General features: G+C 62.7%; 15 protein-coding genes. 9 read left to right on the plus strand and 6 right to left on the minus strand.

The annotated features are described in order from the left end of the window. Nucleotides 1–304: 304 nt before the first annotated feature. The 3 genes from BEN49_RS01200 to BEN49_RS01210 are packed head-to-tail and all read right to left on the minus strand — an operon-like array spanning nucleotide 305 to nucleotide 4669. On the minus strand, nucleotides 305–2665 hold the full coding sequence (locus BEN49_RS01200; RefSeq protein ID WP_070739609.1) for an FtsX-like permease family protein: 2361 nt from the start codon (nucleotides 2663–2665) through the stop codon (nucleotides 305–307). A 21-nt stretch (nucleotides 2666–2686) separates the two neighbouring features. After that, complete coding sequence (locus BEN49_RS01205; protein WP_070739612.1) at nucleotides 2687–3370, minus strand: ABC transporter ATP-binding protein; 684 nt, start codon at nucleotides 3368–3370, stop codon at nucleotides 2687–2689. Nucleotides 3371–3409: 39 nt separating this feature from the next. Beyond that, nucleotides 3410–4669, minus strand: a complete 1260-nt coding sequence (locus BEN49_RS01210) for an efflux RND transporter periplasmic adaptor subunit (RefSeq protein ID WP_070739615.1) — start codon at nucleotides 4667–4669, stop codon at nucleotides 3410–3412. A gap of 302 nt (nucleotides 4670–4971) precedes the next feature. On the opposite strand from BEN49_RS01210, the gene BEN49_RS30360 reads away from it, so the two are divergent. From BEN49_RS30360 to BEN49_RS01220, 3 genes are read left to right on the plus strand one after another with little or no spacing between them, the layout of a single operon-like run. Next, the gene (locus BEN49_RS30360; RefSeq protein ID WP_317040375.1) at nucleotides 4972–5463 is read left to right on the plus strand and encodes a response regulator; all 492 of its coding nucleotides are present in this window, start codon (nucleotides 4972–4974) and stop codon (nucleotides 5461–5463) included. Continuing rightward, a complete protein-coding gene (locus BEN49_RS01215) occupies nucleotides 5438–6343 on the plus strand; it encodes a sigma-54 interaction domain-containing protein (protein ID WP_317040376.1) in 906 nt (301 codons plus the stop codon). The genes BEN49_RS30360 and BEN49_RS01215 overlap by 26 nt, the downstream gene beginning before the upstream one ends. 10 nt (nucleotides 6344–6353) lie before the next feature. Beyond that, nucleotides 6354–7679: a sensor histidine kinase gene (locus BEN49_RS01220; RefSeq protein ID WP_239691765.1), complete on the plus strand. Its 1326-nt coding sequence runs from the start codon at nucleotides 6354–6356 to the stop codon at nucleotides 7677–7679. Nucleotides 7680–7747: 68 nt separating this feature from the next. On the opposite strand, the gene BEN49_RS01225 is transcribed toward BEN49_RS01220, so the two are convergent. Further along, nucleotides 7748–8575: a phosphatase PAP2 family protein gene (locus BEN49_RS01225; RefSeq protein ID WP_094123082.1), complete on the minus strand. Its 828-nt coding sequence runs from the start codon at nucleotides 8573–8575 to the stop codon at nucleotides 7748–7750. Nucleotides 8576–8872: 297 nt separating this feature from the next. On the opposite strand from BEN49_RS01225, the gene BEN49_RS29115 reads away from it, so the two are divergent. From BEN49_RS29115 to BEN49_RS01250, 6 genes are all read left to right on the plus strand, one after another. After that, the gene (locus tag BEN49_RS29115; RefSeq protein ID WP_239691763.1) at nucleotides 8873–9016 is read left to right on the plus strand and encodes a hypothetical protein; all 144 of its coding nucleotides are present in this window, start codon (nucleotides 8873–8875) and stop codon (nucleotides 9014–9016) included. Further along, nucleotides 8962–9519, plus strand: a complete 558-nt coding sequence (locus BEN49_RS01230; protein ID WP_239691764.1) for an HD domain-containing protein — start codon at nucleotides 8962–8964, stop codon at nucleotides 9517–9519. The genes BEN49_RS29115 and BEN49_RS01230 overlap by 55 nt, the downstream gene beginning before the upstream one ends. Nucleotides 9520–9615: 96 nt before the next feature. Then, nucleotides 9616–9885 carry a hypothetical protein gene (locus BEN49_RS01235; protein WP_070739624.1) on the plus strand — a complete coding sequence of 90 codons (270 nt, stop codon included), beginning with the start codon at nucleotides 9616–9618 and terminating at the stop codon, nucleotides 9883–9885. Between the two features lie 163 nt (nucleotides 9886–10048). Continuing rightward, nucleotides 10049–12622 (plus strand): DNA gyrase subunit A, encoded by a 2574-nt coding sequence (gyrA, locus tag BEN49_RS01240; protein WP_070739627.1) that lies wholly within the window; start codon nucleotides 10049–10051, stop codon nucleotides 12620–12622. Nucleotides 12623–12837: 215 nt separating this feature from the next. After that, nucleotides 12838–14004: a tetratricopeptide repeat protein gene (locus BEN49_RS01245; RefSeq protein ID WP_070739629.1), complete on the plus strand. Its 1167-nt coding sequence runs from the start codon at nucleotides 12838–12840 to the stop codon at nucleotides 14002–14004. Nucleotides 14005–14990: 986 nt separating this feature from the next. After that, nucleotides 14991–15911, plus strand: coding sequence for a hypothetical protein (locus BEN49_RS01250; protein WP_125916397.1), 921 nt, complete (start codon nucleotides 14991–14993; stop codon nucleotides 15909–15911). 120 nt (nucleotides 15912–16031) lie between these two features. Here BEN49_RS01250 and hisIE read toward each other — a convergent pair whose 3' ends face one another. Then, nucleotides 16032–16709, minus strand: a complete 678-nt coding sequence (gene hisIE / locus BEN49_RS01255; RefSeq protein WP_070739635.1) for a bifunctional phosphoribosyl-AMP cyclohydrolase/phosphoribosyl-ATP diphosphatase HisIE — start codon at nucleotides 16707–16709, stop codon at nucleotides 16032–16034. A gap of 138 nt (nucleotides 16710–16847) precedes the next feature. After that, entirely contained in the window at nucleotides 16848–17042 is a 195-nt protein-coding gene (locus tag BEN49_RS01260; protein ID WP_070739638.1) for a HisA/HisF-related TIM barrel protein, read from the minus strand. Nucleotides 17043–17139 lie beyond the last annotated feature (97 nt).

Below are 17139 nucleotides of genomic sequence, written 5' to 3' on the forward strand. Positions count from 1 at the left end.
GGCGCTACGCCCGGGTGGTGGTGGCCGGCCAGCTGGTGGTGGAACCCCGGGGCCTATTACGCCCGCGACCCGCTGGCTACCGTGCGTACCGAAGGCCGCGGCCAAGTACTGGTGTCGCCCGCGGCCGCGCTGGCCGCCCCGCCTGCCGGGCGGTAGGTAAATTCCTGAGAAGCTGTTGAGGGTTAAAACTCCTTTTCCGCAGTCGTGCTGAGTTTGTCGAAGCATCTCTCCCGCTTCATTGAACGGCGCCTACGAAGGGGGAGCAGGTGCTTTGATAAGCTCGGTGACCGTATTGGCCAACCCGTCACTCGGCCCGTAGGCTCAGCACGGGGTTGCGGCGGGCGGCTCGCCAGGCCTGCACACTTACCGTGAGCCAGGCAATGAGCAGGGCCCCCATTCCGGCGGCGGCGAAGTACCACCACTGCCACGCCACGCGGTAGGCAAAGCCTTCCAGCCACCGCTGCATGAGCAGGTAGCTGAGGGGCAGTGCGAGCACGATGGCCACGACCACCAGCCAGGTTAGGCTACTGGTCAACAGCCACACAATGCCCAGCTCGCTTGCGCCCAAGGCCTTGCGGATGCCGATTTCTTTGCGCCGGCGCTCGGCCGTGAAGGCGGCTAGCCCCAGCAGGCCCAGGGCGGAAATGAGGATGGCCAGCCCGGCAAAGTAGCGGGCGAGCACCGCCACCCGCCGCTCGGCCACGTACTGGGCCTGGTAGTCAGCATCCAGAAACGTGTAGTCGAGCGTAAAGCCGGGGCTGTAGGCGGCGTACAATTGCTGAAGCCGCGCAATCGTGGCCTGCTCCGCGTTGGGCTGGAGCTTCACGAGCACCGTGTTAATCGTGGGGTCGAGTTGGAGGCGAAGGGGTTTGATTTTTTCGTGCAGCGACTCGTAGTGGAAGTCGCGGACCACGCCCACGATGCGGGCGCCGTTGAGCCGTTGGCCCACGGGGTCCGGCATCCCCAAGCCTGCCACCAGGGCCTGGTTGACGAGGATGGCGGCGCTGTCGGCGCGGAACTGCGGCGCAAAGCTGCGGCCGGCGACCAGGTGCATGCCCATCGTTTCCACCAGGTCATAGTTGACCAGCATCGTCGCTACGGGCAGGCGTTTCCCCCGCCAGCTCATCTCCGCGACGTGGCGCCCCCCCAGGAAGCCGCCCAAAACGCTGGATGCCTGCACGATGCCGGGCAGTTTCTTCACCTCGCTCAGAAAGGCCGCCTGCTGGCGCGCTGCCTTGCCACCCGTATCAAAGCGGAGCACGTGGGCTTTGTCGTAGCCCAGCGGTTGGCGCTGCACAAATGCCAGCTGCGCGTTGACGACCACCACGGCCACGATGAACAGCACCGAGAGCGTGAATTGCAACACGACCAGGCCCTGCCGCGTCCACACGTCGCCGGCCCGGGTTGGCAGCTTGCCTTTCAGCACGGCCGCGGGCTGGAAACCCGACAGATAGAACGCAGGGTAGCTGCCCGCCAGCAGCCCCGTGCCCAGCGCCAGGGCCAGGCCGGCCCCCACCAGCGGCCACTCCCACCGCAAGGCCAGCGGCTTGCCCGTCAGCGCGCTGAACTGCGGGAGCACGAGCTGCACCAGCCCCACGGCCACGACTAGGGCCAGCAAGGCCATCACCACGGACTCGGTCAGGTATTGTACTATCAGCGCGGCGCGGCTTGCTCCCAGGGCCTTGCGAATGCCCACTTCCTTGACCCGCCGCGAGGCCTTGGCGGTGAACAGGTTCATGAAATTGATGCTGGCAATCACCAGAATGAGCCCGGCAATCAAGGCGAACAGCCGCACGTAGGCAATGCGCCCCCCGGTGGCGACGCCGTTTTCGTAGGTACCGTGCAGGTACGCCGCCGCGAACGGCCGCACGAACAGCGTGCGCCCCTGGGCCTGGGCCTGCGCGCTTTTGGTCTTCAGTAACCCCGCCAGCTTGGCCTGAAACTGCGCGGGGTCGGCCCCCTCCTTCAGGGCCAGGTAGGTATTGAAGGGGCCGCCGTCGTCCCACTTGATGGTCTCGCTCATCTGCATCCGGTCCCTGAATGAGGCAAACGGCAGCACGAAGTCAAACTGCTCGGACGAGTTGCGGGGCACCCCGGCAAACACCCCGGCCACCAGGCTGGTCTGCGTGCTATCGGCGGCCAGTTGCCATTTCACGGCCTTGCCCAGGCTGCGCTGCGCCGACCCAAAGAGCTTGGTGGCCAGGGCTTCGGAGAGGACAATGGCGTGCTTGTCCCGCAGCACCGTGGCGGGAGTACCCACCAGCAGGGGGTAGGAAAACAGCTGGAAGAAGGCTGGGTCCGCGTATTTGGGGACGGCGGTGAGTTGCCGGCCGCCCGCCGCCAGCGTAAACGGGGGGAAAAACGGGACCGGCGTGGTGGTGGCCACGAAGTCAATCTCGGGCATTTCCCGCCGCAGGGCCTCGGCCAGTAGCGGCACGGTACCGGTTTGGGTCTCGATGCCGGCGGCCGTGCGGCGGTTTTCCAGCACCTGATACAGCCGGCCGTCCAGGGCGTGGTAGCGGTCGAAGCTGCGCTCGTCGCTTATCCACAAGTAGATGAGCAGCGCGCAGGCCAGGCCGGTCGAGAGGCCAATCAGGTTGAGGAAGAACGTGCTTTTGAACCGCTTAAAGTTGCGGTAAATGAGCAGCAGGGGGTAGGGAAGCATGGCCGAAGGGGGAGGAATCGGTTAGAATTGGCTGCGGCTGTTTTCCAGCACCACCTGCCCGTCGAGCAGGCGGATGACGCGCCGGGCGTACCGGGCGTCGTGCTCGGAGTGCGTGACCATGAGCACGGTGGTGCCTGCCTCGTTCAGCTCGGTTAGCAGGCCCAGCACGTCGTGGCCGCTGGCCGAGTCGAGGTTGCCGGTGGGCTCGTCGGCCAGCAGCAGCGGCGGGGCGTTCACCACGGCGCGGGCCACGGCCACGCGCTGCTGCTGCCCGCCCGAGAGTTGCTGCGGAAAGTGGTGGCGCCGGTGCAGCAGCTGCATTTTCTCCAGCACCTGTTCCACCCGCTGCCGCCGCTCGGCGGCCCCCACGCCGAGGTAGCGCAGGGGCAGCTCCACGTTTTCAAATACCGTCAGCTCGTCAATTAGGTTAAAGCTTTGAAACACAAAGCCCAGGCTGCGCTTGCGCAGCTCGGCCCGCTGGCGCTCGGAGTAGCGGCTGGTTTCGGTGCCCAGTAGTTGCAGGCTGCCGCCGTCGGGCTCGTCGAGCAGGCCCAGCAGGTTGAGCAGCGTCGATTTGCCGCAGCCCGAGGGGCCCATGATGGCTACAAACTCCCCCTGCTCCACCGTCAGCGAGACGTGGTTCAGCGCCTTGGTTTGCACCTCCTCGGTGCGGTACACCTTTTCCAGGTTTTCGGTCTTAATCATGAGGTTTATCTTTTTAGGGTTACGTAGTTACTAGGCAACCTATGGCTGGCGGTTGTCCAGCACCAGCTCCTGCTGGTCGGCGTAGCCTTCGTAGCTGGACGTTACGACCCGGTCGCCGGGTTGCAGGCCCGCCAGCACTTCGTAGTAGTCGGGGTTCTGCCGCCCTAGCCGGATGGCCACCCGCTGGGCCCGGGTGCCGTCGGCCCCTAGCTTGAAGGCCCAGTTGCCCACGGTTTGCTGGTAAAAGCCGCCTATGGGCAGCAGCACCGCCGGGGCCTTCGCACTCAGCGCCAGCCGGAGGGGCAAGGTCTGGCCCCGCCGCAGGCCCGGCGGGGACGCGCTGGTAAAGGCCAGGTCAATTTGCAGACCTTTGGCCACTTGGGCGAAGATTTTGGTCACGCGCAAGGCATACGCCTGGCCCTCCACCACCACTTCGCCCACCTGACCGGTTCCGATGCGGGCAATGTAAAATTCGTCCACCGCGGCGTGCAGTTTCACGCCCGCTAGCGCGTCAATCTGCCCCAGGCGCTGGCCCCGGGTTTTGGCCTCGCCCACTTCCGCGGCCAGCGAGCTGAGCCGCCCGCCGACCGGGGCCCGCAACAGCAGGTCGTCCATCTTGCGCCGCATCAGGGCCAGGTTGCTGGTCATGCGCCGCACCGACTCCTGCATGGTGCCCAGCTGCTGCTGCATAGCCACCGAATCCTGGCGCAGGGTCTGTTGCGTGAGTTGCCGCCGGCGCCGCTGGTAGCGGTAGGCGTTCTGGCTTTGCAAGTAGTCCTGGCGCGCAATCACCTTCTGGTCGTACAGCACCTGGTTGGTGTCGAACACCCGCCGGGCCTCGGCCAGCTGAAAGTCGATGTCGGCCAGCTGATTCTGGCGCAGGATGCGGTTTTGCAGCAGCTGGTTGCGAGTATTACGCAGGTTATTCATCAGGTCGTACACGGCCGTTTCGCGGTTCACCATTTCCAGCTGAAGGTCGGGGTTAGCCAGCCGCAGCAGGGGCTGGCCCGCTGTTAAGGTCGTGCCTTCTTCCACCAGCACTTGCTGCACCGTGCCGGCCTCCGCCGCGTCCAGGTACACGGTGCGCAGCGGCTGTACCACCCCGTCGATGGCCGTGAATTCCTGAAAGTTGCCTCGGGTAACGGTATTGATGGTTAGCCGGCTGGCCGCCACGTGCAGCCGCTGGCCCGGCCTAGGCCAGTAGAGGCCAGCCGCGCCCGTGCCCGCTAGCAGCAGGGCCCCCAGCCACCACCAGCGGGTGACAAACGACCACTTTTTCTTCGGTATCAGGACATCCATTCGATTCGGCGCAGGGAATAGCAGCGGAAAGCTATTGACCGGATGAGCCAAGAACGGTGCCTTTGTTACAAATTATTAATAATCAATAGATTATATTAAAATCTGTTTGCCAGCTTCAGCCAAGCGTCCGGTTTTGATACAGTTGACCGTTCGGTTCCGATACAGTTTGAATCTATTGACGGGCAGCAAGTGGCCTGGCCGACTGAAAGACAGTATTTTCCGAGGTCTGCACGGTTTATGTTGCTTAGGTTGGGACGGGTACCCGCCAACCCCGACTTTTACGCTTTACCAAGTCTTTCTTCATGATTCTTAAGCACGCCCGCATCCTGGTGGTGGACGACGAGCCCGACGTGCTGTTCGCCCTCAAGCTGCTGCTCAAAACCGCGGTGCGGGAAGTCGTGACGGAGAAAAACCCGGAACTGCTGCTCTCGCTGCTCCGCCAGCAGCACTTTGATGCCGTGCTGCTCGACATGAATTACCGCAGCGGCCAGGCGACGGGCAATGAGGGCTTCTACTGGCTGGGCCGCATCCTTGCGCACGACCCTAAAGCGGCCGTTATCCTCATTACGGCCTACGGCGACGTGCGCACGGCGGTGCGGGCCCTCAAAGCCGGGGCCACCGACTTCCTGCTTAAGCCCTGGCACAACGAACAACTGCTGCAAACGCTGGTCGCTGCCCTCCAACCTAAAACCGGCAGCAAAAACGGGGCCCCCGAAAAAAGTAGTCTGGCTGGCCGCGGCTACCGCGCTACTCGGAGAGTCAGCCGCCATGCAGGAAGTACGCGCCATTATTGAAAAGGTCGCTCCGACCGAGGCCAATGTGCTGCTGCTCGGCGAGAACGGCACGGGCAAGGAGCTAGTCGCCAAATCCCTGCACGAGCAGTCGCGCCGCGCCGCACGGCCCTTTGTGGCCGCTGACGTAGCCGCGCTCAGCGAGGGGTTGTTTGAAAGCGAGCTGTTTGGGCACACCAAGGGCGCGTTCACGGATGCCCAGGCCAGCCGCGTGGGCCGGTTCGAGGCGGCCACCGGGGGTACGTTGTTTTTGGATGAGATTGGTAACATTGGCCTGCCGCAGCAAGCCAAGCTCCTCACGGCCCTGCAAAACCGCCTGGTGGTGCCCGTCGGGAGCAACGTGCCCATTCCGGTGGATATCCGGCTGTTGTCGGCCACCAATGCCCCGTTGCACGCCCTGGTGGCCCGCGGCTCCTTTCGCCAGGACTTGATGTACCGCCTCAACACGGTCGAAATCACGCTGCCGCCCCTGCGCGAGCGCGGCGACGACGTGCACCTGCTGGCCCAGTACTTCGCGCAGGTGTACGCGGCCCGCAACCGGCAACCCGTGCCGGAGTTCAGTGCCGCGGCGCTGCGCAAGCTCCGGGAGCACCCCTGGCCCGGCAACGTGCGGGAGTTGCAACACGCCGTGGAGCGGGCCGTTATCCTTGGGGCCGGACCCGTGCTGCTTCCGGCCGATTTCTCGTTTCGGAACCCTGAATCGGCGGCTGCTCCCGCGGCGGTTGCGACCTTGGCTGAGAGTCCGCTACCGTTGCTGGAAGTAGAAAAAAACACCATCCAGCAGGCCATTGAGCGCCACCAGGGCAACCTTACTAAAGCGGCCAAGGAACTGGGTATCACCCGCACCGCCCTCTACCGTCGGCTCGACAAACATGATATTTAATCGCTTGGACGTGGGCCTTCTGGGGCGGTTGGCACTGTTGGTGGCTACGCTGGCCGGGGGCGGGTACGCCACGCTGCACCACGCTTACGGGCTTGCCCTGGGGGCCCTGGTAATGCTGGTAATCGTGGTGCTGGACCTGACCCGCTACCTAATGCGCGGCCAGCAGGCCCTGGCCGACTTTACGCTGGCTCTTAAGTACCGGGATTTTTCGCGGCAGTACCCGGCGCATTCCGTTCCGGTATCGCTGCGGCCCCTGCACGAGGCCTTCAACCAGGTCAACGCCACGTTTCGGGAGTTGCGGGCTGAGCAGGAAGGGCAGTTTCAGTACCTGCAAACCATCCTGGCGCTGCTCGACACCGGCATCGTGTCCTACGACGCGGCGGGCACCGTAGGCTGGGTGAACGAGGCGTTTAAGCAGACGCTGCACCTGCCGTACCTGAAAAACATTCGGGCGCTGCAATCCCGGCAGCCGGTTCTATACGAGGCCATCTGCCGGGCCGTACCCGGCCAGCCCGTGGTGGTGAAACTGACGGTGGGGCCCCAAACGGTGCAGCTACTCGTGTCAGCCACGCAATTTAAGCTACGAGGCGAAGCATTTACCCTCCTGGCCTTTAAAAACGTGAGCCAGGCCCTGGCGGATACCGAAACCGCCGCCTGGCAGCAACTGCTACGGGTTATGACGCACGAAATTATGAACTCAGTCGCCCCTATTGCTTCACTGGCCGATTCATTGGGCCGCCATGTGCAGAGTACCCGGCAGCAGGAAGCTTTGGATGAGTTACTTGACGACGTGGGGACCGGCATTCGCATCATCCAGCAGCGCAGCGAAGGGCTGCTGCGTTTCGCCCAGGTGTACCGTGACTTTAGCACCCTGGCCTCGCCGCAGCGCACCACCCTTTACGTGCAGGAACTGCTTCAGGCCACCCGGCAGCTACTGGCGGAGCAGCTGGTTGCGCAAGGCATCGAGGTCACCCTGAGCGTCCGGCCCGCGCACCTCACCTTGCACGCCGACGGCCACCTGCTGGAGCAAGTGCTCATCAATTTGGTGCTCAATGCGGCGCAGGCAGTCACCCAAACCCTCAACCCCCGCATTAGCTTGCTGGCCTGGCCCGATGAACAGGAACGGGTAGTTATTGAGGTGAACGACAACGGGACCGGTATTCCCGCCGACGTGCTGGACAGCATCTTTATTCCTTTTTTCACCACCCGCCCCAACGGCTCCGGGATTGGGCTAAGTTTGGCCAAGCAAATCGTGCAGCTGCACCAAGGCAGCATTCAGGTCCATTCCGTTGAAGGAGTGGGTAGTGCATTTCAGTTGTGGTTTCCTTTAACTTAAGGCTTGTTTTGGTAGGTGGGCAACATCTTATGTTTTAGCCGGGAAGGGCAGGAGCGGGGCCCCCGGGGCTAGCGGGCCCGCCAGGTGAGGGTGAAGCCGGTGCCGCCGGCGGGACTCCAGGCGGGCAGCAGGCCCACTTCGCCGGTGCCGCGGCCGGTAGCTTTGCGGCCCCAGCGGTTGCGGTGGGTGAGGTAGGCCAGGTGGGCCGAGAGGATGCCGAAGCCCGCCCCGGCCACCACGTCCGATTCCCAGTGCTTGTTGTTGATCATCCGGAACGCGCCCACGCCGGTGGCCAGGGCATACGCCCCAATGCCGTACCACGGGCTTTTGTCGCGGAACTCGGCGTGCACCAGGCTGGCCGCCAGAAACGCCTGCGCCGTGTGGCCCGACGGAAACGAGCGCCGGTCCGACGAGTCGGGCCGCTGCACGCCGGTGAGCGTTTTCACCACGAACACCGACCCCAGCATGATGGCCTCGCTCTTGAGCACCACCAGGGCCAGGTTCGCCCGGTCGTTGCGCGAGTCGACGCCGGCCAGCAGCAGCCCGCCCAGTTCCAGGTAGGGCGCGTACTGCAAGTAGTCGTCGACGTGGTTGCGGTAGGAGCCGAAGTTGCGGCGGATGTCGCGCTTGGCGTCGTACGACGAGTACCACCCGTGGCCGTTGATGACGCTGGCCCCGTAGCCGATGAGCACCGCCGGCACCACGGTGGCCCGGAAGCCCTTGCTCCGAAAAAACGAGCGTTTGGCAGCCGTGGGGGCCCCGGCGGGGTTTTCGTATTTGTGCTGGGGCAGGGTGTCGGTGGCCGCCGGCGAGGCCAACGGCGTTTGGGCCAGGGCCCCGGGGCCGGCCAGCAGGGCCAGCGCCAACGCCGGGCGGCGGAGTAAAGAAGCAAGCATGCCACAAAAAAACGACGCAAATGCCCGGGGCGCAAAGCTTACGTGCTTAACGGGGCAGCTAAGCTGGTTAGTCAGTTAGATTAAATATTACTCAAATGTATAAACAAGGCTTATCGCCTTGTTTATACATTTGAGTAATACCGTCTGCCTTTCGTTGCGTGCCCAGCGGCGGTACCTTTGCGGGTGCTGGGAATGGCGCCGGCCTTTTAATGGTTCTGTTTTGGCGCTAGCGCTGAAACCTTGCTGCTAACTAGAAAAACACCGCGGCTTTTCCTTTGCTTTCTAATCATTACCCATTTGGACTACATTGCTCCCACCGCCGCGTTTATTGAAGAAAAGTTTCGCCACGAGGGCAGCGGCCACGACTGGGCCCACATCCACCGGGTGTGGGCGCTTGCCCGCCGCTTGGCCGCCGACTCGCCCGGGCCGATCCGGAGCTGACCGAGCTGGGGGCCCTGCTGCACGACGTGGCCGACTGGAAGGCGCACGGCGGCGACTACGAGGCGGGGCCCCGCGCCGCACGCGCCTGGCTCGCCGGCCTGGGGGCCCCGGAGGTCCTCATTGGCCGCGTCGAAACGCTTATCCGGGAGGTGTCTTTTAAGGGCCTGGGCGTGCCCACGCCGGTGTCGTCGGTGGAAGCGGCCCTGGTGCAGGACGCCGACCGGCTCGACGCCATTGGGGCCGTGGGCATTGCCCGCGCCTTCGCCTACGGCGGCCACAAGGGCCGCCCGCTGCACGACCCCGCCGTGCCGCCGGTGGCCCACGCCTCGTTCGAGAGCTACAAGCAAAGCACCGCGCCCACGCTCAACCACTTCTACGAAAAGCTGCTGCACCTGCGCGAGCGTCTGCACACGCCCGCCGCCCGGGCCCTTGCCGTTGGCCGCCAGGCCTACATGGAGGCGTTCGTGGCGCAGTTCCTGGCCGAGTGGGACGGGCAGGCGTAGGGCCCTGCCCCGGCTGGGGCCCCCGCCGGCCGGCCGGTGGGTAGGAGCGGGGCGGTTACCTTTGCGGCGTTTCCGCTTTCCCTTATTGTTATCGCTATGGTTATTTCTACTGCATCTACTGCATCCTACCGCCTGCGGGGCCTGGCCTTGGGCGGGCTGCTGGCCTTGGCCGCGGCCGGCTGCCGCACCTGCCCCATCGAGTCGTGCCACGTGCGCAAGGTGCACCTGCACAACGGCGCCAGCTACCGGGGCGTGCCGGCGTGGATGGTCTGGAAGAAGAAGAACCCCTCCGTCGGCGAGCAAATTAAGGTCTCGGGCCCCTCGGGCGCCAAGCCCGTTAACAACCACAGCAAGCCCCTTAAGTAAGCCCAGGGTGGGGGCCCCCGGGGCTCTGCCAAAAGGCCCGCCTGGCTTGCCAGGGCGGGCTTTTTGGCGTACCTTCGCGGGCGTGACGCCCCGATGGCGCTCACTTCACCCCGCGGCCGGCGCGGGCCCTGGTGGGGCCCCGCGGGCCGCTCTTTTCCCAGGTATGGCAGACGGCGAAAAAATCATTCCGATCAACATCGAAGACGAGATGCGCGGGGCCTACATCGACTACTCGATGTCGGTCATCATCTCGCGGGCGCTGCCCGACGTGCGCGACGGCCTCAAGCCCGTGCACCGGCGCGTGCTCTACGGCATGAGCGAGCTGGGCGTATCCTACACCAAAGCGCACAAGAAATCGGCCCGCATCGTGGGCGAAGTGCTGGGCAAGTACCACCCGCACGGCGACAGCAGCGTGTACGACACGATGGTGCGCATGGCCCAGGACTGGAGCCTGCGCTACCCGCTGGTGGACGGCCAGGGCAACTTTGGCTCCATCGACGGCGACTCGCCGGCCGCCATGCGCTACACCGAGGCCCGCCTCAAGCGCATCGCCGACGAGCTGCTCGGCGACCTGGACAAGGACACGGTGGACTTTCAGCCCAACTTCGACGACTCGCTGGAGGAGCCGAGCGTGCTGCCGGCGAAGCTGCCGAACCTGCTGCTTAATGGCACCACGGGCATTGCCGTGGGTATGGCCACCAACATGGCGCCCCACAACCTTACGGAGGTCGTGAGCGGCATCATTGCCTATTTAGAAAACCCGGACATCACCGTGGCCGGGCTCATGGAGCACGTCACGGCCCCCGACTTTCCCACCGGCGCCACCATCTACGGCTACGAGGGCGTGCGCCAGGCGTTTGAAACCGGCCGCGGCCGGGTGGTGATGCGGGCCAAGGCCCGCTTCGAAACCAGCAAAACCGGCAAGGAGCAAATCATCGTCACCGAGATTCCCTACATGGTGAACAAGGCGTCGATGATCGAGAAGACGGCCGCGCTCATCAACGAGAAGAAGATTGAGGGCATTGCCGACCTGCGCGACGAGAGCGACCGCGACGGCATGCGCATCGTGTACGACCTCAAGCGCGACGCCGTGCCGGGGGTGGTGCTCAACAACCTCTACAAGTACACCCAGCTGCAAAGCTCGTTTGGCGTGAACAACGTGTGCCTGGTGAAAGGGCGCCCGATGACCTTGAACCTGCGCGAGCTGATCCACTACTTCGTGGAGCACCGCGGCGAGGTGGTGGTGCGCCGCACCCGCTTCGAGCTGGCCGAGGCCCAGAAGCGGGCCCACATCCTGGAGGGTTTGCTCATCGCCCTCGACCACTTGGACGAGGTGATTGCCCTCATCCGCAGCTCGCGCGACGGCGACCTGGCCCGGGCCCAGCTCATTGCCCGCTTCGCCCTGAGCGAGGTGCAGGCGCGCGCCATCCTCGACCTGCGCCTCCAGCGCCTCACCGGCCTGGAGCGTGACAAGATCGTGGCCGAGTACGAGGGCCTGATGCGCGAGATTGACCACTTCCAGGCCGTGCTGGCCTCGGAGGAGATGCAGCGCGACATCATCAAAACCGAGCTGCTGGAGTTACGCGACCGGTATGGCGACGCCCGCCGCACGGACATTAACTACGCCGGCGGCGACTTCTCGACCGAGGACATGATTGCCGACGAGGCCATGGTCATCACCGTGAGTCGCGAGGGCTACGTGAAGCGCACCAATTTGGACGAGTACCGGGCCCAGGCCCGGGGTGGCCTGGGGGCCCGTGGGGCCCTGAGCAAGAAGGACGACTTCACGGAGCACATGTTCGTGGCCACCACCCACGAGTACCTGCTCTTCTTCACGGAGCTGGGCCGGGTGTTCTGGCTGAAGGTGTACGAGGTGCCGGAAGGAGGGAAGGCTACCAAGGGCCTGCCCATCCAGAACCTCATTGAGATTCCGCGCGAGGACAAGATTCGCTCGGTGCTCAACGTGCGGGGCCTCAAGGACCCGGACTACCTGGAGAATACCTTCCTGATGTTCTGCACCGAGCAGGGCACGGTGAAGAAAACCCCGCTGGAGGCCTACTCGCGCCCCCGTACGGCGGGCATCAACGCCATCACCATCAACGAAGGCGACCGCATCCTCGACGTGCAGTTGCTGGCCCCCAACGCCGAGGTGGTGCTGGCCCTGCGCTCGGGCCGCACCGTGCGCTTCAACGAAGCCAAGGTGCGGGCCATGGGCCGGGCCGCGGCCGGCGTGCGCGGCATTACGCTGTCCGAAGCCCCCGACGACCGGGTGGTGGGCATGGTGTGCATCGCCGACCCCACCCAGGAGCTGCTGGTGGTGAGCGAGAACGGCTACGGCAAGCGCAGCGCTTTGGACGAGTACCGCATCACGAACCGTGGCGGCAAGGGCGTGCGGGCGATGAACATCACCGACAAAACCGGCCCGTTGGTGACCATCAAGGACGTCAACGACACGGACGATTTGATGATCATTAACAAGTCGGGTATCACCATTCGCCTGCGGATGAGCGACTTGCGTACGATTGGCCGCGCCACTCAAGGCGTGCGCCTGCTGAAAATTGGCAATAACGACGCCATCTCGTCTGTGGCCAAGGTGACGGCCGACGACGCCGAAACCGCGGAGTTGGTGGACGGGCTCCCCGTCGAGGGCCCCGACGATGCGGTGGGGGCCCCCATGGCTGCCCCGCTGGCCCCCGATGCTACGGTGGACGCGCTCGGTACCGACTCCGCTGACTAGGGCCCCGGTAGGGTTTTGCGCACAAAAAGTAAAGGGAGCGGGGCATTTGCCGCGCTCCCTTTACTTTTGGGCAGCCAACGGCGCGCTTTTTGCGTTTAATAGGCATTGCCCGGTTCCGTGGGCGGCGGGTGCACCGGGCGCCGCTTCTTTCCTTTCACCCCGCCGGGCGCGCCGCGCCCGGAGCCACCGCGCCTCGGCGCGCAATTGTTTTCCCCATGAAAAAAGTTCTTTCGACCCTGGCCGTGGCCGCTGCTTTGGCCGCCACCGCGCCCCACGCGGCACAAGCCCAGAACTCGGCCGTGACCAACGCGCTGCTGAACCAGAAAACCGGCCTGCTCGACAAAGCCCGCACCGATATTGACAAGGCGGTGCTCGACCCCAAAACCAGTGGCAAGGCCAAAACCTGGTACACCCGCGGCGACATCTACGCCCAGATGATGAGCAGCCCCATTTACAGCAAGCAGCTGCAGCCGGGTGAGGGCCTGCAAAAGGCGTCCGAGTCGTTCAACAAAACCATTGAGCTGGACACCAACACCGGCGAATACGGCAAGCTGGCCGGGCCCCAGCTTCAGAACCTCTACGGCCAGGCCTTTAACGCCGGCGTGGAAGCTTACAACGCCAAGGATTACGACAAGGCCATTACGAACTACCAATTGGCCTCGAAGCTGAACCCGACCGACACCACCGCTGTCCTGTACTCGGCGTACGCGCAGGATGCCAAGCAGGACTACACGGGGGCCAAGGCTACCTACAACCAGTTGATCGGCATGGATGCTTACAAGGCCAAGCCGGCCCCGGTGCAGGTATACAACCGCCTGCTCCAGATTGCCCGCCAGGACAAAAATGAGGCCGAGGCTACCAAGGTGCTCCAGCAGGCCCTGGCTGCGTACCCCAACAACAAAAATTTCATGCTCGAGGAGCTGAACGTGTACCTGACCACGGGCCGCGGCAACGAGGCCATCGAAAAGATTAACAAGGCCATTGCCGCCGACCCATCCAACGCCTCGAACCTTTACGCGGTGTTAGGCGGTGTCTACGACCGCAACAAGCAGCCCGTGGAAGCGTCGGCGGCTTACCAGAAGGCGATTGCCGCCGACCCGAATAACTTTGACGCCCAGTACAACCTGGGAGTTAATAACTACAACAAGGCGGCCGAAGCTTATACTAAGGCCAGCAAAATGGATCTGAAAACTTACCAGGTATCAGGTAAAAAATACGAAGTACAAGGTAAAAAGTATTTCGAAGAAAGTGTGCCATATTTTGAGAAAGCACTTCAAATTAAGCCTGACGATACTGCTGTGATGCAAACTTTGCAGAAAGTGTACTTCCGCCTCGGCCGCACCGCCGATTCAGAACGTCTCAGTGCCAAGCTGAAGAAATAGGCTTGTTGGCGAATTGCATAAAAAAGGGCCCGGCGTCATTTGACAGCTGGGCCCTTTTTTTGGGCCTTAACTCGGAGGGAGAGGAAGGAGAGATTAAGGTCAGCGTGAGAGTATACTTTTCCAATACAATTTAACATAATATAAATTATAAGACAAACTCTGTAGTTCAGCTTGGTTCTGTCTGCCTGTGGTGGTGACGAGGTATTTTGCTTTAAATAGCTACCTAAAGTCGTGTCTACCAAAAGAGCAACACGCATTATGGGTCGCTTGAATCCAGCGGTAAGCCCAGACTAAGTAGAAGCCAGAGCCCTGCCCTTGAATCATGTCCATTTCGGGTATAAATCTGTGTCGCGGAAAGAGAGCAACCCTAATTTCTAAAATGCCCGAAGCTTTTGCGCTTGCTCTCGGTTTCGCGGCTAGCGAGCTTAGCTTATTGCATTCGGCATTTTTTGTAACAAGTGGTATGCGGACTGGACTGGGCGAAAGCAACCATTAACGGCACTAGTCTAGTCGCCCCTCTTATACTGCCTTGTTTAGCGATATAAGCCTTACTGCTTGAGTTGCCTTAGTTTCTGAGTAGCTGTGGTTGCTTGATTAACTTATCTGCAGTTAACAATTTCGTTTTGGTGTCCCTTGTTGTGATTCTAAATATAAATATGTGCCCTGCTTACAGTGCCGTGCTAGACAAAATACTGGTATATAACTAGGTATGGTACGTAAGATGAATAGATAAGAAAAAAAAGTATATAATAAGGACTGCGCTTCTACTTAAGGATAAAATCTGGTCAGTATGGTAAAAGTTTAAAAAAGTATAAATTTATCTCTGTTTAATACTTTTTTAAACTTTATACTTAATTACTAACTTTTTTTTCTTTATCCTGTATAACATACCTGTCTGGTTTATACTACCTAGCTCTAATACCATGCCTAAACTTATAGACTATCCGCGCACCACGTACGCCAGTGCCTGGGAAGTAGCAGAAGTAGTGGACGACACCGGCGGCAAGTGTGCCCTTGAAACCTGTGCGCGCAAGCTTGACCGCAAGGTGAGCGGTTCATTCAAGGCCATTGTGGGGTCGGCCGTTAAGTTTGGACTACTCACCAGCAAACGGGAATTGCTAAGCACCACCACCCTATTCCGCCGCATCAAGCACGCTTACGACAAGAAAGAAGAACTGCTCTTCCACCGCGAAGCCTTCCTGACGCCCCCCTTATTTACCCAGTTGTGCCGCAAGTTCCGCCAGCGGGAATTGCCCGTGCAGATGCTGGACGTAATGCTCATTCGTGAATTCGACGTAGAAGAAATCAACGCGGCGGCCGTGGCCAAGGCTTTCGCAGAAGGGGCCCGGGCGGTGGGCTTGCTCGACGAGCACAACACCGTGGCCGACATCGACCAGCTAGCCGCACAGGCGCCGCCCCGCCGTGAACTGGCCTCCCCAGCGCCAACAGCCAATTCCTTTCGCGCCGCAACGGCCAGCAATGACCCTCCCAATGAAATCGAAGCGGAAGAAACCTTGCCAGCGCCGGCCCCTCTACCCTTGGTCCGTACGCCCCCTCCTGCACCGAGCGTTGATACTCCGGACGCCGTAGCCAGCTTGTTCGGCCTTGGCGGCACCGAAACTGAAGCGCCGCGCGTAATTCCGGCAGCAACTGCTGCACCACGCCCAAACCTAGTTCCTACGCCGTCCCCTGCAAGCCCTGCACGGGTTGCCCCGCCAGTAGCAACGCCCCCCCGGCCCGTGCCACTAGCGTTAACTGCCCCCGTTCTAGCCAAAACGCAGAATACGCAGTTCACCATTCGCCTCACGGGTCCCGGCATCGATACGCAGTTGGAAATTACCCACGAGGACGATTTACTACTGGTCCAAGGATTTTTGGAGAAGATACGCCGCCAATTAAAGGCTTAATTTCATTATTTTATAATTATGTTAAATAGAGAATAAGCGAAAACTGGTGCCCCAGCGACCAAAAAAAGCCCGGCTGCATTCCTGCGGCCGGGCCTTTTTTATCTATTAAAAGCGCGGCCGCTACGCTTCGCCTCGCCGGGGCCCCAGGTGCCGGGCTTGCAACGTGGCCAGCACCTCCGCCAGGGGCACGCCGGTGGCCACCAACAGCACCAGCAGGTGGAACAGCAGGTCGGCCACTTCGCCGGGCAGCGTGTCGCGGTGCCCGGCCACCGCGTCGATAACCGTTTCAACGGCCTCCTCCCCTACTTTCTGGGCAATTTTGGGCAAGCCCTTGTTGAACAGCGACACGGTGTACGAGCCCGGGGCGGCCCCGGGGTTGGCCTGGCGGTCCACAACCAAGCGCTCCAAACCGGCCAAGAATCCCACCGGGGCCACGGGGGCCACGGCCTCCAGACCCGGCTGCTCGAAGCAGCTGGTGAAGCCCCGGTGGCAGGTGGGGCCCTGCGGCCGGGCGCGCACCAGCACGGTGTCGGCGTCGCAGTCGATGTGCAGGCTCACCACTTCCAGGAAGTTGCCGCTGCTCTCGCCCTTGGTCCACAACCGGTTTTTGGAGCGGGAAAAGAACGTGACGCGCTGCTCGCGCTGGGTTTGGGCCCAGGCCTCGGCGTTGACGTAGCCCAGCATGAGCACTTGCCCGGTGTCGGCGTCCTGCACGACGGCGGGCGCCAGGCCGGTGGCGGCGTCGAAGCGCAGCGCGTCGAGCGAAACAAGGGTATCGGAAGCAGATCCAGTGGCCATGGTACAAACGGTAATAATAAGGAAGGGTGCTGCTGGGGCCCCCGCCGCCGTTGTGACGGGGACCCCAGCAGCGCCAGAAAGCAGCAAAGTTCGCCCCGCGGCGCTACTTGAAACGCCGGAGGCCCAGCGGCCGGGCCCCTACCCGACCGGGCGCATGGCCACGCCTTCGCCCAGCAAATAGGTTTTGAGGCGGGCCACCGACAAGTCGCCGAAGTGGAACACGCTGGCCGCCAGGGCCGCATCGGCCCCGCCGGGGGCCAGCACGTCGCGGAAGTGCGGGGCCGCCCCGGCCCCGCCCGAAGCAATGACCGGCACACCCACGGCGGCCGCCACGGCCCGGGTGAGCCCAAGCGTAGCCGTCGCGGGTGCCGTCGTGGCTCATGGACGGTGAGCAGCAGCTCGCCGGCGCCGCGGTCGGCGGCCTCGCGGC

Origin of the sequence: Hymenobacter coccineus (genome assembly GCF_001816125.1) — a bacterium.
In the GTDB taxonomy this organism is placed as follows: domain Bacteria; phylum Bacteroidota; class Bacteroidia; order Cytophagales; family Hymenobacteraceae; genus Hymenobacter; species Hymenobacter coccineus.